Source organism: Streptomyces albidochromogenes (genome assembly GCF_005981925.1).
GTDB classification, from domain to species: Bacteria; Actinomycetota; Actinomycetes; order Streptomycetales; family Streptomycetaceae; genus Streptomyces; species Streptomyces albidochromogenes.
On record NZ_VBVX01000012.1, the window covers coordinates 29,183 to 45,003 of the forward strand.

17 protein-coding genes and 1 pseudogene are annotated in these 15,821 nt (G+C 71.2%); 12 read left to right on the top strand and 6 right to left on the bottom strand.

All coding sequences use genetic code 11. From position 1 onward, the window contains the following. The first annotated feature begins 94 nt into the window (after window positions 1-94). The 3 genes from E2E34_RS03225 (at window position 95) to E2E34_RS03235 (ending at window position 2,923) form a co-directional block, all read left to right on the top strand. A complete protein-coding gene (locus E2E34_RS03225; RefSeq protein ID WP_138900362.1) occupies window positions 95-1,198 on the top strand; it encodes an alpha/beta hydrolase in 1,104 nt (367 codons plus the stop codon). A gap of 475 nt (window positions 1,199-1,673) precedes the next feature. Continuing rightward, the gene (locus tag E2E34_RS03230) at window positions 1,674-2,114 is read left to right on the top strand and encodes a HEAT repeat domain-containing protein (RefSeq protein ID WP_138900363.1); all 441 of its coding nucleotides are present in this window, start codon (window positions 1,674-1,676) and stop codon (window positions 2,112-2,114) included. A 164-nt stretch (window positions 2,115-2,278) separates the two neighbouring features. Next, the gene (locus E2E34_RS03235) at window positions 2,279-2,923 is read left to right on the top strand and encodes a dihydrofolate reductase family protein (protein WP_138900364.1); all 645 of its coding nucleotides are present in this window, start codon (window positions 2,279-2,281) and stop codon (window positions 2,921-2,923) included. A gap of 525 nt (window positions 2,924-3,448) precedes the next feature. On the opposite strand, the gene E2E34_RS03245 is transcribed toward E2E34_RS03235, so the two are convergent. Beyond that, window positions 3,449-4,435, bottom strand: a complete 987-nt coding sequence (locus E2E34_RS03245; RefSeq protein WP_138900365.1) for a MerR family transcriptional regulator — start codon at window positions 4,433-4,435, stop codon at window positions 3,449-3,451. A gap of 163 nt (window positions 4,436-4,598) precedes the next feature. On the opposite strand from E2E34_RS03245, the gene E2E34_RS03250 reads away from it, so the two are divergent. From E2E34_RS03250 to E2E34_RS03270, 5 genes are all read left to right on the top strand, one after another. Next, window positions 4,599-5,207, top strand: a complete 609-nt coding sequence (locus E2E34_RS03250) for a sigma-70 family RNA polymerase sigma factor (protein ID WP_138900366.1) — start codon at window positions 4,599-4,601, stop codon at window positions 5,205-5,207. 92 nt (window positions 5,208-5,299) lie between these two features. Then, entirely contained in the window at window positions 5,300-6,139 is an 840-nt protein-coding gene (locus E2E34_RS03255; protein WP_138900367.1) for a DUF4397 domain-containing protein, read from the top strand. Window positions 6,140-6,164: 25 nt separating this feature from the next. Further along, window positions 6,165-6,788 carry a class F sortase gene (locus E2E34_RS36190; RefSeq protein ID WP_138900380.1) on the top strand — a complete coding sequence of 208 codons (624 nt, stop codon included), beginning with the start codon at window positions 6,165-6,167 and terminating at the stop codon, window positions 6,786-6,788. A gap of 92 nt (window positions 6,789-6,880) precedes the next feature. Further along, entirely contained in the window at window positions 6,881-7,276 is a 396-nt protein-coding gene (locus E2E34_RS03265) for a hypothetical protein (RefSeq protein ID WP_138900368.1), read from the top strand. Between the two features lie 225 nt (window positions 7,277-7,501). Then, the gene (locus tag E2E34_RS03270; RefSeq protein WP_138900369.1) at window positions 7,502-8,263 is read left to right on the top strand and encodes a GNAT family N-acetyltransferase; all 762 of its coding nucleotides are present in this window, start codon (window positions 7,502-7,504) and stop codon (window positions 8,261-8,263) included. A gap of 89 nt (window positions 8,264-8,352) precedes the next feature. On the opposite strand, the gene E2E34_RS03275 is transcribed toward E2E34_RS03270, so the two are convergent. The 5 genes and pseudogenes from E2E34_RS03275 to E2E34_RS03295 all read right to left on the bottom strand — a co-directional run bounded on the left by E2E34_RS03275 (window position 8,353) and on the right by E2E34_RS03295 (window position 12,301). After that, window positions 8,353-8,646, bottom strand: a complete 294-nt coding sequence (locus tag E2E34_RS03275) for a hypothetical protein (protein ID WP_138900370.1) — start codon at window positions 8,644-8,646, stop codon at window positions 8,353-8,355. 361 nt (window positions 8,647-9,007) lie between these two features. Beyond that, the gene (locus tag E2E34_RS03280) at window positions 9,008-9,496 is read right to left on the bottom strand and encodes a carboxymuconolactone decarboxylase family protein (RefSeq protein WP_138900371.1); all 489 of its coding nucleotides are present in this window, start codon (window positions 9,494-9,496) and stop codon (window positions 9,008-9,010) included. Between the two features lie 230 nt (window positions 9,497-9,726). After that, window positions 9,727-10,965, bottom strand: a complete 1,239-nt coding sequence (locus E2E34_RS03285) for an outer membrane protein assembly factor BamB family protein (protein ID WP_244315485.1) — start codon at window positions 10,963-10,965, stop codon at window positions 9,727-9,729. 196 nt (window positions 10,966-11,161) lie between these two features. Continuing rightward, window positions 11,162-11,455 (bottom strand): annotated as a pseudogene (locus E2E34_RS36195) (NAD(P)-dependent oxidoreductase); the annotation flags it as partial. A 315-nt stretch (window positions 11,456-11,770) separates the two neighbouring features. After that, the gene (locus E2E34_RS03295; protein ID WP_138900373.1) at window positions 11,771-12,301 is read right to left on the bottom strand and encodes a hypothetical protein; all 531 of its coding nucleotides are present in this window, start codon (window positions 12,299-12,301) and stop codon (window positions 11,771-11,773) included. Between the two features lie 169 nt (window positions 12,302-12,470). Here E2E34_RS03295 and E2E34_RS03300 point away from each other — a divergent pair, with 169 nt between their 5' ends. From E2E34_RS03300 to E2E34_RS03315, 4 genes are all read left to right on the top strand, one after another. Next, window positions 12,471-13,721, top strand: coding sequence for a hypothetical protein (locus E2E34_RS03300; protein WP_138900374.1), 1,251 nt, complete (start codon window positions 12,471-12,473; stop codon window positions 13,719-13,721). Between the two features lie 255 nt (window positions 13,722-13,976). After that, on the top strand, window positions 13,977-14,495 hold the full coding sequence (locus E2E34_RS03305; RefSeq protein ID WP_138900375.1) for a hypothetical protein: 519 nt from the start codon (window positions 13,977-13,979) through the stop codon (window positions 14,493-14,495). 84 nt (window positions 14,496-14,579) lie between these two features. Further along, window positions 14,580-15,428, top strand: coding sequence for a DUF4097 family beta strand repeat-containing protein (locus tag E2E34_RS03310; RefSeq protein WP_138900376.1), 849 nt, complete (start codon window positions 14,580-14,582; stop codon window positions 15,426-15,428). 80 nt (window positions 15,429-15,508) lie between these two features. Further along, window positions 15,509-15,821 (top strand): ATP-binding cassette domain-containing protein (locus tag E2E34_RS03315; RefSeq protein WP_138900381.1); only part of this gene is annotated, 313 nt, incomplete at its 3' end.

Here is a 15,821-nt window from a genome sequence, read left to right on the forward strand (position 1 = left end):
CGTCCTGTCGCCGGACGGTTCGGGAGACCAGCATCGGAGCGTCCGGCACGCGGCGCTCAGTCCGCCGCGCGCACCCCACGACGACGGGTACCCGATGACGTTTCTCCGCTTCACCACGGTCGGCGCGGCCTTCACGCTCGCGGCCTTGACGGGCACCGGCGCGGCGCACGCCGACGTACCGGCCACCACGCCCGCATCCGCGGCCTCCGCTGTCTCCACCTCCGCCGTTCCCGCCTTCACCGACGGTTACGGTCTGACCGTGGTCCCGGGGTCCACCGAGGTGCACAGCCCCACCGACTTCACGATCACGGTCACCACGAAGCAGCTCTCCGGGAAGCACAAGATCCGCATCCTCCTTCCCGCCGGATACGACGCCGACCCCGGCCGGCGCTGGCCGGTCACGTACTTCCTGCACGGCGGTGGCGGCACGGTGAACGATGTCGCGGCGGCGCCGGCACTGCACTCGGACTCGATGATCACCGTGGTGCCGGACGGCGGGCTGAAGGGCTGGTACGCCGACTGGCTGATGCAGAACACCGCCGAGGGGGCCGCGAACTGGGAGACCTTCCACCTCACGCAGGTCGTCCCTTTCATCGACGCCAACCTCCGTACCCGCGCCGACCGGGCCCACCGGGCCGTCGTCGGACTCTCCATGGGCGGCTACGGCGCTCTGCACTACGCCGAGGCCCGGCCCGACCTGTTCGGACACGTCGCCGCCCTGTCGGGAGGCATCGACTTCGGAATGCCGCAGATACGTGCGGCCGTCCTGGCCACTGAGCTGAACCTCACGGGCGCCTGGTGCGCGGTGAGCAGCTCGTCCGGCTCCGGCACGTGCGCGAGTTTCGGCCCCTACGTGGACAGCGACGCGATCTTCGGCTCGCCGTACCCGTTCTTCGACGCCGACCGCGTATGGAAGGCGGTCGATCCGGCCGCGCCGGCCAACCTCGCCAAGCTGTCCGGCACCGGCATCACCCTGTACACCGGCAACAACGACATCATCGACGTCCACACCGAGGCGGCCTCCAAGACCGTCAAGGCCCGCCTGGACCAACTGGGCATCCCCAGCCGCCTCGTCAACTACGGCGACGGCGCATCACTGGCACCGAGCTGCGACGGCGGCCACAACTACGGCTGCTGGGCCCCCGCCTTCGCCGACTACGTCCCGCGCCTCGAAGCCGCCTTCGCCGCGGCACGCTGACCGACCGACGGGGGCCCGGGCACGCCCGGCGCCCGGGCCCCGCCACGGCCACCACGCGTCGGCACCGTTCCGGCCCCCCGCCTCACGGTCGGACCCCACCCGTGCGCGCCGTACGCGGGCTGAAAGTCGTTTCCCGGCGGAGCCTGCCCGGAGAACGTCGCGGGCGTCGCCTCAGGGGCTGTGTGGGCTCTGCTCGTCCTCGAGGCCGGCCTCTGGCTCGCCTCCGCGCTACGCCGGTACCGATCGGAAACCGACAGCTACCTGACGGTGATCGATGCGGGGTTCGGTTCGGCGATGTGTCGGACGAGGAACTCACGCCAGGGCGGCACGAGGCCGACGACAGGGCGCCGTGCCCGTCCTCAGACGCCGGCCCACGGAGCGGGCGTCGGGGCCCAAGCGCCCTCTGAGCGGCACCCGCTCACATGCCGGCCCAGCCCTGCTACTTCGTCGTCAGCCAGTTCGTCCGGGGGCGTCCGTGACGGACAGTTCCTGTGCTGGGCGGGCCGAGTGCGGGGACCGCCAGGACGCCGAGCTGCTGTGGCCGCTGACCGCGCACCCGTCCGCCGCGATCCGGTCCCGTGCCGTGGCCGGCCTGCGCACCCTGGACGTCTTTGACGCCGGGCGCCTGATCCCGCTCCTGGACGACCCGTCACCTGCCGTGGCCCGCGAGACCGTCACCTCCCTCACCCCGTCAGCCCGGCTGATCCCCGTCGACCACCTTGTCGACCGGCTCGCCCCGGACCGGCCCCGGCACCAGCGGCTCGCCGCCACCCGCCTGCTCGCCGCACAGGGCGGGCTCCGGCAGCTGCGGATCCTGCACGCCCTGTCGCTGGACGAGGACGCCCAGGTCCGCCGGCGGGCAGGACAGACGGTCTCTGCGGCCGGCCATCCGTACTCTCCCGTCACACTGTCGTAGATGCCGCTCACCACTGAGCCCGGAGCGAGGCCGCCCACGCGCTGAGCTTGATCGAGAAGCCGCCCGGCCGACCGGGTGACACCGGATTCCGTCGTGGCGATGAGTCTGCGGGCGTCCGCGGGTCTATCTCTTGAGGGACACAACCGACTCGTCAGGAGCAAGCCATGGGCCTCATCCACATCGCAATGTTCGCGACCCTCGACCTCGTCGGGCAGGCGCCCGGCGGCCCCGACGAGGACCCGGCGGAGTTCCCCTTCGGCGGCTGGCAGGCGCCCCTGCTGGACGAGGTCGCCGGGGCGCAGGTCGGGGCCGCGTACGAGGGCACGGACGCCCTCCTGCTCGGCCGGCGGACGTACGACATCTTCGCCGCCTTCTGGCCTCACCAGGAGGGCGGCGAGGACGGCGAGATCGCCGCACTCTTCAACAGCGTCCCGAAGTACGTGGCCTCTCGCGGCAAGCCCGACCTCTCGTGGGCCGGGTCCACCCAGCTCGGCCCGGACCTCGCCGGCGCGGTGCGCGAGATCCGTGACCGGCACGAGCACGTGAAGGTCGTCGGGAGCCTGAACCTGGTGCAGACCCTCCTGCGCGAGAAGCTCTTCGACCGTCTCGACCTCTGGCTGCACCCGATCGTGCTCGGCGTCGGGAAGAAGGTGTTCGACGGCGGCGCGGTGCCCACCAACGTCACGCTCCTGGCGCCCCCGGCGGCCAGCCCGAGGGGCACCGTGTACCTGCGGTACGGGCTCGCCGACGGCACGCCCGCTACGGGCGACATGAGCGCGCCCGATCGCGGTGCCGGAAGCGACGCGTGACGCCACCCCGCGCCGGCTGAGTCGGTCGCTCCGGATCGGCTCGGCGTCACCGAAAGCCCTTGCGGCCGTCGAAGGGAGCGCGGACGGAACCGGTCGTGCGGTGGTCCTGGTCGACGTACCTGCCGACGATGAAGCACGTCATACCGGCCGAACGCTCCTGGCGCCCCCGGCGGCCAGCCCGAGGGGCACCGTGTACCTGCGGTACGGGCTCGCCGACGGCACGCCCGCTACGGGCGACATGAGCGCGCCCGATCGCGGTGCCGGAAGCGACGCGTGACGCCACCCCGCGCCGACTGAGTCGGTCGCTCCGGATCGGCTCGGCGTCACCGAAAGCCCTTGCGGCCGTCGAAGGGAGCGCGGACGGAACCGGTCGTGCGGTGGTCCTGGTCGACGTACCTGCCGACGATGAAGCACGTCGTACGGGCCGACGGCCATGGCGGCCCATCGCGGGCGGTGCCCCGTCGACGGTGTACACGGCGACCTGCCGTCAGCCGCTCGGGCGGTGCCGTACAGCCGCAAACCGCCTCACCCGCGCACAGCCGACTCCACAGCCGTGACGGCCTGCGCCAGCCCGGCGGGATGCGGCAGCCCCGGTACGGTCTGGCCGGCCCAGCCGGGGCCGAGCGTCAGAACGACCGGCTTCCTCCGAGCACCGCGCACACCCCACTCGATCATCGAGACGTGCTGGGCCAGCGGCCGGCTCGCCGTCGTACGGGACTGCGCCCACAGCCCCACCGCGGCCGGACCGGTCCTGCGTACAGCGGCCACGAGCGACTCGACCGGCAGCGCGCCGCCGAACATGCGCACCTGCAGGCCCCGTTCGGCCAGCGCGGCGGCGAGCACCTCCAGCGGCAACGTGTGGTTCTCCGCAGGCGTGCAGGCCAGGACCGTGCCGGCGCCAGGACGGTCGGCGGCCACGGGCGGGGCGTGGCGCCGCAGCGCGCTGGAGACGTGCCACGACAGGAAGTGCTCGACCTCGACGTACCTCTCACCCGAGCTCTCCCACTTACGGCCCACCGCCTGCAGCGTCGGCATGATCACCTCCGTCCAGGCCGCGACCAGGCCGTGCTCCTCAATCGCCGCCTTCAGCAGCTGATCGAGAGCGGCGGCGTCCAGGCGCAGGGCCGCACGAGCGACGCCCCTGCACTCCAGGCGCACGTCCCCCAGCCCGAGACCGGCGCCGCGCCGGGCCGTCGGCCGCGCGGTCCGAGCGGTGTCCACCGGCGGCGGGGACACGTCCGTGCCCGCCTCGTCGCGCGCCAGGCGGGCGGCCTCGGCAGGGGGCAGCCCGGTCGCCGTCAGGGCGCACATCCGCTCCAGCCGCGCCACGTCCGCGGCGGTCCAGCGGCGGTGGCGGCCGCCGGTGTGGACGTCGGGGCCCAGGCCGTAGCGCCGGTCCCACGAGCGGACCGTGGTGGGGGCCACCCCCAGACGCCTCGCCACCTCACCGGTGGTGAGCCCGCCGCCACGCGGTCCGTCCCCGTCGCCGCTGTCGTCTCTGTCGGTGCTCATGCTCCCACCGTACGACGCACAACCGACGCATGTTGTGTGCGTCGTTTCTCCTCACAAGACTGAACCTCGGGCGCTCGGTCACCGCGGCGCAGGCGACGACAGGACCGGCACGGCAGGCGGCCTTCCGCCCCCGAACAGGACACACGGCAGGAGGAACAAGGCCATGAGCACGCACACGCCATTCACCGGTGTCCGCTCTCCGGCCGCTGACGCAACGCTGTACGAGGACGAACTGGCTCGTGGCCTGCGTGCCGCGGACGAGGCGGCGTTCGCGGCCGTCTACCGGCGCTGGGGCGCACTCGTCCACACCATGGCCACCCGCTCGCTCGGCGACGCCCACGAGGCCGAGGACGTGACGCAGCAGGTGTTCATCGGCGCGTGGCGCGGGCGGGACGGCTACCGGCCGGAGCGCGGCCCGCTCGGCGCCTGGCTCGTCGGCATCACACGCCGCAAGATCATCGACGCTCTGGCCGCCAGGACGAGGCGTCTGACGCTGATCGCCTCGGCGGCCCACGACGCCGACGCGAGGCGCTACGACGAAGGGGCGTCGGACGACGTCCTGGACCGGGTGCTTCTGGTCGACGCGTTGTCCCGGCTGCCACGTCACCAGCGCGTGGTGCTCTGCATGGCCTTCTACGAGGACCTGAGCCAAGCCCAGATCGCCGAGCGCACCGGAATGCCCCTGGGCACCGTCAAGAGCCACGCCCGACGCGGTCTGAACCGGCTGCGCCAGGCGATGGAACAGGGCCTCGTCGACGAGACCGCCGCGTAAGTGCCGGCGTCGTGCATCCACGCCGGCGCGCGGGCGCGAAACATGGACGAGCCTCCGCAACCGGTGGAAACCTCACCGAAGGGATGATCCCCATGAACTCCCGGACCCCCCTCACCCTCGCCGCCTCGGCCGGCGCGTGCGCTCTGGCCCTCGGTGTCACCGCACCCGCCATGGCGGCCCCCGCCGCCGAGCAGGCCGACAAGGCCACGGTGTCCGTCTTCCATGGCGTTCCCGGACTTGTCGTCGACGTCTATGCCAACGGAGACGAGCTGCTCGGCGACTTCAAGCCGGGAACCGTGACCGCCCCGCGGTCCCTCGACGCCGGCACCTACGACATCCAGGTCTTCGCAGCCGGCGAAGGCCCCGGCGGCACCCCTGCCATCGAGAAGAAGATCGACGTTCCCGCTGGGGCGAACGCCACCATCGCCGCCCACCTGTCCGCCGAGGGCAAGCCCCAGCTGACGGCTTTCGTCAACGACGCCTCGAAAGTCGACGCGGGCAAGGCGCGGTTGACGGTACGTCATGTCGCCGCCGCACCGGCCGTGGATGTCCGAGCAGGCGGCCAGCCGGTCTTCAAGGACCTCGAGAACCCGAAGGAGGACACCACCGTGGTCGACGCCGGCACCGTGTCGGCCGACGTAGTGCTCGCCGGCACGAACACCGTGGCGATCGGCCCGGCCGACCTGAACCTCAAGGAGGGCACCAGCAACGTCGTCTACGCCTGGGGCAGCGCCCAGGACAAGAACCTCGCGCTGGCCACTCAGACGTTCAGCGGCATGCAGTCCGCGCCGAACGCTGTCAACGCGGGCATCGGCGGCGCCGCGGTCACCGCGAACTCCTCCGACCAGTGGCTGGCCTGGGCGGCCGTGGCCGGGACGGTGACAGTGACCGGCGTCCTGGTCGCACGCCGGACCGCGGCTCGGCGTGGGTGACACGGCACGACGCCTGACCGGCCTCATGGTGGCGACCGCCGCTCTGGTGGCGGTCGCCACCGTGAGTGTCCCGCGGACCGGACAGGTGCCCCCGCCGCCCGACTTCGGACCCACCGCCCCGGCACAGGCGGTGACGCCGGAACGACGTGCCGGCGCCACCGGGCCTCGGCCGTGGCGGGACCCTGACGTCGCACAGCAAGCGTCACTCCCCCAGCGCGTCCTGATACGCGACGTGGGCCTCGACGCCCCGGTTCGGCCGGTGGGCGTCACCGGGCAGGGCGCTATGGCCGTTGCCGCGGATCCCGCCGTCGCCGGCTGGTACCGCTTCGGACCGGCGCCCGGCGGCCCTGCGGGGTCGGCCGTACTCGTCGGGCACGTGGACAGTGACACGGGCGCCCTCGGCGAGTTCGCCGCTCACTACGACGTACGGCCGGGAGCCCGGGTCGAAGTACGGCGCGCCGGCGCCGAACCGGCGGTCCATCGCGTCGTGTCGCGTGCGACGGTCGCGAAGGACGACCTTCCGTCCTCGACGTTCCGCCGCACCGGCCCGCCGGCTCTCACGCTCATCACCTGCGCGCCTCCGTTCGTCCCCGAGGAGGGTGGCTACCTGGCCGACCCGGTCGTCACAGCGGAGCCCTCGCCGGCCTGAGACCCGGCGAGCGCCGGGCGCGTCCGCGCGCGGCATCACCCGGAACCGGTACGGCGAGACAGGCGACGGAGCCCGAGAAACAGGAGGGTACGGTGGCACACGTCGAGCCCGCGCACCTGGTGCGACTGGCACTGGGCAATGACGCTTCCAGCGACGACGCCGGCGCACTGCGGCACATCGCCGTATGCGACCGTTGCAGGGGCGAGCTGAGCCGGATGAGGCGTGTCGTGGTCGCCGCACGCACCGTAGAGGCGTCGGATCTGCCGACCGCGCCCCCGGAACGGGTGTGGCAGCACATCACACACGAGCTGTCCCACACCAGGGAACCGGCTCCGCCACCGACCGCCGGCGCACTCCACCACCACCGGGCCGAGACGGCTGACGAACACCACACCGTCCGCTCCCACCTCGTGCTGGGCCTGCTCGTCGCAGCCGCCGTGTGGTGGACGAGACGCCTCCGCTCGCGACGGTCCGGCCGGAGCGACTGACACCGCGCCGACCGGAGCCACCGGCGCGAACCGCCCGGCCGAGGGCGTGCGTTGCGCTTGTCCGGCCAGACCGTGCCGGGGAGGCCCGACGACCCCCATGGTCCAGCAGAATCGGCGAGCCACCGAAATCCGGCACGGCGCCCGCGGCCACGGTAAGGCCAGCCGTGCGCGCAGCGTCAATCAATACGCAGGCGGCCCTGGTCACGGCTGCTTAGGCTCCCTCCCATGCCAAGCTCCGAACTTCAGCGGATCAACACCTTCCTGTCCGGCTTCGCCCGTCGCCAGGCCCGGCACACCGTCGACTTACCGGGCGGGTTCGCCGTATACGACGATGCCTACGCCCATTCCCGCGCGAACAACCAGGTGGTCATCGATGCGGCCGTAGATGCCGAGGCGCTGCCCGCGCTTGCCGAGGAGGCACTGGGCCATCTGCCGCACCGACTGATCTCGGTCCTTGACCACGCAGTCGGAATGGCGTGCGTAGAGCCGCTTGTCCGGGCTGGATACACCCACTCCACCTATCTGGTCATGCTGCACGCGGGTCCGGCGCCGACCAGCAAACCCGCGGACGAGGTGGACCTCGACGCGATACGTGCCCCCCTTGCCCGGCGCTGGCGGCGCCTCCTCCCGGACGTCGACAACGAGGTCGTACGCCACCTCGTCGATCGACGCGAGGCTCGCCGGGGCGGGGCCGACATCGTTCGCTTCATCGGTGCCCGCACCGAGGAGGGAGAGGTCGCCTCATGGGCCGACCTCTACATGGACCCGGGATCCGGCTTGGCACAGATCGAGGATCTGATCACCTCGGAGGACCACCTCAGGCGTGGTTTCGCCGATGCCGTCCTGGCCACCGCTCTGCGCTTGGCTGTCGATGAGAACTGCGGCACCCGGTTCCTGACCGCGGATGCGGCGGACTGGCCGCGCCACTGGTATGAGCGTCGTGGCTTCTCCGTCATCGGACACTCGCACTGCTTCGAACGCGGCTGATCACGAGACAACCGATGGGCAGGACAAGTCCTAGGACCGCCAGGGCGGGGACCCGTATGAAAATGGCGCCAGCAGCACGGCTTCGCGTGTCACACCTGACACAGTTCGTTGCACAGGCCGTCGTCGGTGCGGGGCCACTCGCAGCAGCCGGTGGACAGACGCTCGGCCTTGTCGCGATCGAGGAACTCCGTGACGATGCGGCCGTCCTCAACTCGCCTGACCCCTACTTGCTTGCTGAAGTCGATCTTCAGTACGTCGACCTCCAGCCTCCTGCACTTCACCGCATACCTGTCGGCGGCCTCAGGATACTTGGCGAACAACTGGTCGATCTCGGCGAAGAAGTCAGGGTCGCGCTCCGGACCACAGGCGGGTTTGGTGTTCATGATTACGCTCCCGGCTTCGAGTGCTTGGAGCCCCTGAACCATGGTCCCGCAGCCCCGAACCCGGTGCCACCGAGACTCCGGCAAGTCCCCCGTTCAACCATGCCGAGGTGGGTGAGTGCGTGTTCGCGGCTCGGCCTTGAAAGCCGGGTTGCGTGGTTCAGGCGGTCAGGCGCAGCAGGGTCTCCTGGAAGGTGCGCGCGTTCCTGTGGGGTTGCCGTCGAGAACGTCCAGCAGCTGACGGCCATAGGCCGGCAGTTCGGGAGCGTCCATCGTCCCTGTGGGGGTGAGGCCCGCCCGTCAGGTGCGCCGGCGTGGGGGCGGCCAGAGGCCGACCTTCCGCTCGGGCAGGGCCGCGGGTCAGTCAGTCCCACTGTTCGTCCGCCAGGGAGCTGACGGGCTGCGGCTTGCCGATGACGGCCAGGGCGATGAAGAAACTGATCTGGCCGATCGCGATGGTGAGGGTGGCCAGCGCCTTCTCGTCGTAGTGCCTGGCAACCTCCGCGTACAGCTCGTCGCTGACCCGCTCCTTGCCGGGCGCGGCGGGCTGGAGGGTCGCTTCCACCATGGACAGGGCCGCGCGTTCGGCATCGGTGAAGTACGGGGCGTCCTGCCAGGAGGAGACAGCGGTGATGCGCTCCTCGGACTCCCCGGCCTTGCGCAGGAAACCGGTGTTCAGAACCGTCAGGTAGGTGTTGCCGACGATCTGCCCGGCACGCAGGTGCACCAGGCTCATCGTGCCGCGCGGCACCGAACGGTTGCCCGTCGCCCTGAACAGGGCGGCGCTGATGTCGTTCAGCTCGGGCACGAACTCGGCCGGGTTCGGCATCCGGGAAATCTTGGTGTCCGTCATCACTGCACTCCTTCACATCGGCCTGATCGGCGACTTCAGAACACTGACGGAACGGCACACACACATGTGACAAGACTCGGAGATGTTCTTACGCAGCTGCGGCGGTGGCTGCGCCGCCACGAGGTCGGCACGCGGCCGGTGCCCGGAAGCAGGGCGACCTGCGGAAGGAACCGCTGGATGGTTCATCCCGTAACCCCGCCCTCGTGATCGCCAGGACAATCCCTGATCCGTCACTCGCGCGCGTACACCGAGAAAGGGCGCACCCCCGCATTCTGCCGCACGGCGACGACCAGCTCCTCGTACGCGAACAGGTCCGCCAGCTCGCCCTGCGCCCCGTCCACGTTGAGACCGGTCTCGATGCTCTCCTTCTCGTCGCCGGTGGCGGCGTCGAGCACCCGCAGTTCGTCGAGGCCGTCGTGCCGGGTGCCGCGGTCGGCGAGGACGGTCACCCGGCCGCCGGTCACGTCGAGGGCACGCAGACCGCCCGCGACGGCTACGTCCTCGAGCCAGACCTGGCTGCCGCTCGTGAGGTCGAAGGCGACCACGCGATCCCGGTACGCCTCGCGCTCTCTGCTCTCGGCACCGAGATAGAGTCGCCCGTCCGCGACGGCCACGAGGGCTGGCGTGTGCGCCTGGACCGTTCCGTATCTGCCGGTGGTCTCGATCCGGCCGGTGGCCTTTCCGCCCGCGCCGAAGGTGAGGAAGGCGCCTGACTGGCCCTCCGTCGTCCCGCCGGTCTGTACGACCGCCGGCTCGGCGGACCGCAGGGTCACCTGCCCATCCGGTACGGGCGTCGTCCGGCCGCCGAGGGGCGTGATCCACCGCTGCCGGCCATCAGCCGGATCGAACGCGGCGAGCCGCAGTTCGGTGCGGGCACAAGCGAGTACGGCGACAACCTGCCGCTCCCCCGCGGCGACCTGCTCGGGCACGCAGCCCTCAGGGATGGCCGCTGTCCAGCGCGGGGCGCCGGTCCGCACATCGAAGGCGCGCAGGGCTTTCGTTCCGGAGACGGCGGGCCGAGTGTTGAGGGCCCACATGTCGTCGGCGTCTCGAAGTACGGCGATCCCGCCGCCGACGGCGACCATGTCGGTGAACGTCTCGGTCAGGTCCCCCGGAGTGCGGGGCGTGTGCCATCGCTCGCGGCCGGTTGTGAGGTCGAGCGCGGCGACGATCGAGCAGCCCGCGTCCGTCATGCTCCCTCGGGCGATCAGAACGACGGAGCCGGCCGTCTGGCGGCTGACGGCGCAGATGCGTTCCTGTCCGGGTGGGGCGTACTCCCAGCGGCCCTTCCCGGTCCCTGCGTCGAAGGCAGTGACCGCGTCATACCGGCTGCGGACGAGTGTGTCGCCGACCAGCCAGGCGCCGTTGCCGTAGTCCCTGGCGTTGCTGTCGACCGGGGCCTCCCAGACGACGCGCAACGAGCCCCCCAGGACGGAGCAGCCCGTGGCGAGGCCGGCGACGAGGAGCACGGTGAGGGCCCGCGAGGAGGGGGCGGAGCAGCCCCGTTCCCTGACGGCCCGACAGCCGCCGCTCCCGTCCCGGCCCCGTGTCGTCGGTCGTGCGCGTTGCCATGCGGATCCCCACCCCTGGCTCGAACAGGTACTTCGCGGCACCCAGGGCCTTCAAGGTCTCCTCGTGCGCGTCGAAGTGCCGCCGTTGGCCGCTGAAAAGGACGAATGCCTGCGAGGTCGCGACCGTCGAGGGAACCGCCATGATGCCGCCGTCCAGGTAGGACGCTCCCTGGCCGATCGCCCAGGTTTCCGCCTCCCGGGCCTGCGCAGGTGTTCCATTGGTGAGGTTGACCAGCGTACGGCCGCGCAGCGCGCCCGCCGCGGGCCGCAGTACCGCGTCCGACGCACCGTAGTCCAGCAGGCAGACAAGTGTCAGCGGGCTGGCGAGGACCGCCTCCTCTACCGTATCGGCGCGCCGGGCACCACGTGCCACCAACTCATCGGCCTTGGCCGGGCTGCGGTTCCATACGGTCGTGGGATGTCCCGCGGCGACAGGGCGCCGGCCAGCGCCCGCCCCATCTCGCCCAGACCGATGACGGTGACTGCAGTGGTGCCCACAGGTGACTCCTCTTCAGGTGCTGTGCGCTCGGATGCGCTCCCCTCACCTTCGGGTCGGTCCCGAGGTTCCAACAAGTACGCACTGCAAAGTGGGTGGTTACCTACGGGTGCGTACGGGAGGGGGCGTCGCGAGGCCCCTCGCCTCGAACTCGACTGGTCCGGGCCGCGAAGGCAACACCACAGGCAGTTCCTGCTGACCTGCGCGTCAGAGCTTTCCGCTGACCTTGCGGACGCGATGGCCGAGGACCCGGCCGAGTTCGGCGACGAACTCGGGCCGTAGACGCGCCGCGTTCCAGACCTCGAAGCCGAGGTGACCGCAGGCGAAGCGGTCGTCCTGCCACGTCCACTCGGGCAGCAGCTCCGAACGCCCGCACGCCGGGCACCACAGCTCGGCGGAGCCGGTCTCGTTCCATGCGGCCAGAGCATCCAGCCCGGACGTCTCGGCGGTCGGCGCGGAGCAGTGGGGGCAGACAGGAGCGCCCTCGGAGCCCAGGCTGCCCCAGAAGACAGTCCGACGTCGTACGACGGCCAGCCCGTCGGCGCCCTGGCCCGGCCACTCCATGACGTCGTCCCACCTCCGTCCCGGTGAGTGGACGGGTCTGCCGAGCATCTCGAAGGTCTGCTCCGGAAGCACGACCTGCTCGTCGACCAGCCAGTCCACCACCCTTGACGCGAGTACCTCCACATCCTCGGGCGCCGCGTCGATGTCGACGACCGTCTGGAAGTAGTCCCCCATCAACCCTCATCCCGGCGATCACTACGGCGCGTGTCCTCGGAAGCATGCTGTCAGACGCGTCCGGCCAGTACCGCGGCAGGCCGCTCGGCACTCGGCACCGGGCGGAGCAGGGGATACGCTGCCGCTCGCCGAGAACCGCTCCCAGGAGGAGCGACAAGGGAGAGCAACCATGCGCGCAGCCGCAGGAATCAGGCACAGGGGGATGGTGGCCGCCGCCGTACTGGCCTCTGTGCTCACGGCCGCGTCGTGCGGCACCGGTTCCGGTGCCAGCGGCTCCCGGCCCTCGGGCTCTGCCGACGCGGCGGACTCCGGCGGCGGGAACGCCGCGCAAAGAGCCTCCAAAAGCTCCCTCACGTGGGAGTTCGAGCACATCGCGGGCGTCGACGGCGAGCTCACCGACATCGCCGTCCTGGCCAACGATGACATCTGGGCGGTCGGGACCCGGTTCGACAGTGACCGCAACGCCGCCCACCTGCTGCACTACGACGGTACGCGGTGGAAGCGCGAGCCCCTTCCCGCGGCTCTCGGCGCCGGCCACAACCCGCCCTCGCTCGAAGAGGTGGGCGAGGAAGCGCTGTGGCTGCGGCCGCGGACCGCTGAAGACGCCACCGCCGCGAACCGCTGGGCCCAGTGGGACGGCACCCGCTGGTCCGCCGTACCGAACCCCCCGCCGGGCATCCCCGGGGACTTCGAGGCGGCGGGCCCGAACGACATCTGGGCCCAGAGCGGCGAGAGAACCGCCGAGCACTGGGACGGCAACCGCTGGACCTCGACCCGGCTGCCGTACGACACTTCCGACCTCGCGGTGGCGGGACCGGGCGACGTCTGGGCGGTGGGCCGCCGCTCGACCGGGCCGGGCACCGAGCTGGGCAAGGATGAGGGGTACAGCCAGCCCGCCTCGATGCACTGGGACGGTACGTCCTGGAAATCGGTGAAGACTCCACAGGCACGCTTCGAGGAGCCGCTCCCGCCCGAGCCCAGCGCCGGCCTGCTCCAGGTCATCACCCTCGGCAGTGGTGAGGTGCGCGCGTACGGCGTCCACACCTTCAACCACGGAGAGGTGGAGGACGAACCTGCCGACCAGTCCATCCGGCTGCGCTGGGACGGCTCGCAGTGGGTGGAGCAGGAGCCGGCTCCAGGCGGGTGCGCGTGGCGGACCCCGGTGGGCTCGGAGGACAAGGGACTGTTCCTGAACGGCAATTGGTACCTGACCGAGGGCGGCCGGTGCGTGAAGATCAAGCGTCACCGATTGCCCCTGGAGACCGGTGCCCGCAAGGGCTCGCACCAGTCGCTGTGGCTGAAGGAGATCCATCGGGTGCCCGGCACCGACGACTGGCTGGGCGCCGGACACGTCCAGGTCAACCAGTCCGGCGATCCCTTCAGCGCCCCCGTCGTCGTTCGCCTCAAGCGCGGCGGATGACTGCTCGGCAACCACCGCACGGCTCAGCGGCGCATCACTGAAGGGGCCTACCGCCTTGGTGGCATCACGTGACGCCACCCGGCACCACCCGGCGCCATACCGTGCCCCCGTACACACGCGGATACCCATGGCACCAACCGTACCCAGGTAAGCGCCAGTACGTTTCCGCAGGTCAGCGCAGCCCAGTCGACCGTCGGCGCAGACACGCGGCTCTAAAGCTTGCGCATGGAGCCATTGTGGTGCCATGATGACACCATGGACCTCACCCCCTATGTCGACAACCTCCGCCGCGAACTCGCGGTGGCCGCCGAAGCAGGCGGCGACGAAGCCCGCGAGCTGGCCGAGAGGCTCACCGCCCCACTGGAGTCCGCGACCCGTCTGACCCTGCTCAACGTGCTCTCCGCCGCGATGGACGAGATCACCCGCGAACTCGCCCCCGGTTCGGTCGACGTACGGCTGCGCGGGCTCGACCCCGACTTCGTGGTGACGCCGCCGCCCAGCGACAGGGGTGCCCCCGCGGAGCCGACCGCATCCGTCGAACCGTTCAGGGGGCAGGTGCCCGCCGACGGCGACGAGGGGGGCACCGCCCGCGTCAACCTGCGCCTGCCGGCCCACCTCAAGGCACGCGCCGAAGAGGCCGCGGGTCGCGAGGGCCTGTCGGTCAACGCGTGGCTGGTACGGGCCGTTTCGGCCGCGGTCGACGGCGGCACCCGGCCGCGCACCACGGAGAAGTCGCAGACCGTCGGACAGAGCTTCACGGGCTGGGTGCGCTAGCCGCGCCCCAGCCCTCCACCACTTCACCCACACCACGTCCCGCCAGCGGGGACACTTCCGAAGACCCAAAAGGACGGGACAGCCATGCCTTCTTTCGACACTCCCGAACCGATCTCGGTCACCGCGCACGTGGAGGCCGGTTCCATCCAGTTCACCGCGGGCGACCGCCTCGACACCGTCGTCGAGCTGCGGCCCCGCGACCCGAAGAAGGACCACGACGTACGGGCGGCCGACCAGACCGAGGTCACCTGCACGGGCGGCGTACTCAACGTCAGGACACCCAAGGGCAACCTGTTCGGCCTCGGCCGCACCGGCACCGTCGACGTGACGGTCGAACTGCCCACGGGCTCGCGCATCGACGTGACCGGCGCGTGGGCCCAGGTGCTCGGGGAGGGCCGGCTCGGGGAGGTCCGTGTGAAGACCTCGTCCGGCGACGTCCGCCTCGATACGACCGGCCCGTTGAAGCTCACCGCGTCGCACGGCTCGATCACCGTGGACCGGGTCGAGGGCATGGCCGAGATCACCACCAGCTCCGGCAGCCTGCGCGTCGGCGTCGTCAACGGCCCCGCCGTTCTGAAGAACTCCCACGGCACCACCACCGTCGGCGCCGCCACCGGCGAGCTGCGGGTGAGCGGCGCGAACGGTGACATCGAGATCCGGCGCGCCGAGGACTCGGTCACCGCCACCACCGCCCACGGAACCCTGCGCGTGAGCGAGGTGGCCCGCGGCACGGCCCAGCTGGAGACCTCCTACGGGGCCATCGAGGTCGGCGTCCGCGAGGGCACAGCCGCCTGGCTCGACGTCAGCTCCGGCTCCGGCCAGGTGCGCAACGCACTCACCGCGTCCGAGAGCCCGGAGAAGACCGAGGACACCGTCAAGGTCCGCGCCCGCACCCGGTACGGCAACATCGACATCCGCCGCGCCAGGGCCTGACTCCGGAAGCACCGGCCGCACATCGGCCACACCCCATCCACCTCAGCCTTCGAACAGGAGGGCCCATGCCTTCATCTGTCATGCCCACCTCAACAAAGGGTGGCGGTCACCCGTCGCCGCCCGCCGTCTCCACCCTCGGTCTGCGCAAGTCGTACGGCGACAAGACCGTCCTCGACGGCATCGACCTGCACATCCCGGCCGGGTCCGTGTTCGCGCTGCTCGGGCCGAACGGTGCCGGCAAGACCACCGTCGTGAAGATCCTGTCAACGCTCATCGGTGCGGACGGCGGGCAGGCCCAGGTCGCGGGCCAGGACCTGGCCGCCGACCCGCAGGCGGTACGGGCGGCGATCGGCGTGACCGGGCAGTTCTCCGCCGTGGACGGGTTGATCACCG

Excerpts from the sequence above, each read along its gene's own strand:
- E2E34_RS36190 (WP_138900380.1), top strand. The coding sequence starts at position 6,165 with ATGGTGGCGACCGCCGCTCTGGTGGCGGTCGCCACCGTGAGTGTCCCG.
- E2E34_RS03295 (WP_138900373.1), bottom strand. The coding sequence starts at position 12,301 with ATGGGGGACTACTTCCAGACGGTCGTCGACATCGACGCGGCGCCCGAG.
- E2E34_RS03305 (WP_138900375.1), top strand. The coding sequence starts at position 13,977 with ATGGACCTCACCCCCTATGTCGACAACCTCCGCCGCGAACTCGCGGTG.
- E2E34_RS03225 (WP_138900362.1), top strand. The coding sequence starts at position 95 with ATGACGTTTCTCCGCTTCACCACGGTCGGCGCGGCCTTCACGCTCGCG.
- E2E34_RS03280 (WP_138900371.1), bottom strand. The coding sequence starts at position 9,496 with ATGACGGACACCAAGATTTCCCGGATGCCGAACCCGGCCGAGTTCGTG.
- E2E34_RS03245 (WP_138900365.1), bottom strand. The coding sequence starts at position 4,435 with ATGAGCACCGACAGAGACGACAGCGGCGACGGGGACGGACCGCGTGGC.
- E2E34_RS03300 (WP_138900374.1), top strand. The coding sequence starts at position 12,471 with ATGCGCGCAGCCGCAGGAATCAGGCACAGGGGGATGGTGGCCGCCGCC.
- E2E34_RS03235 (WP_138900364.1), top strand. The coding sequence starts at position 2,279 with ATGGGCCTCATCCACATCGCAATGTTCGCGACCCTCGACCTCGTCGGG.
- E2E34_RS03310 (WP_138900376.1), top strand. The coding sequence starts at position 14,580 with ATGCCTTCTTTCGACACTCCCGAACCGATCTCGGTCACCGCGCACGTG.
- E2E34_RS03255 (WP_138900367.1), top strand. The coding sequence starts at position 5,300 with ATGAACTCCCGGACCCCCCTCACCCTCGCCGCCTCGGCCGGCGCGTGC.
- E2E34_RS03250 (WP_138900366.1), top strand. The coding sequence starts at position 4,599 with ATGAGCACGCACACGCCATTCACCGGTGTCCGCTCTCCGGCCGCTGAC.
- E2E34_RS03270 (WP_138900369.1), top strand. The coding sequence starts at position 7,502 with ATGCCAAGCTCCGAACTTCAGCGGATCAACACCTTCCTGTCCGGCTTC.
- E2E34_RS03275 (WP_138900370.1), bottom strand. The coding sequence starts at position 8,646 with ATGAACACCAAACCCGCCTGTGGTCCGGAGCGCGACCCTGACTTCTTC.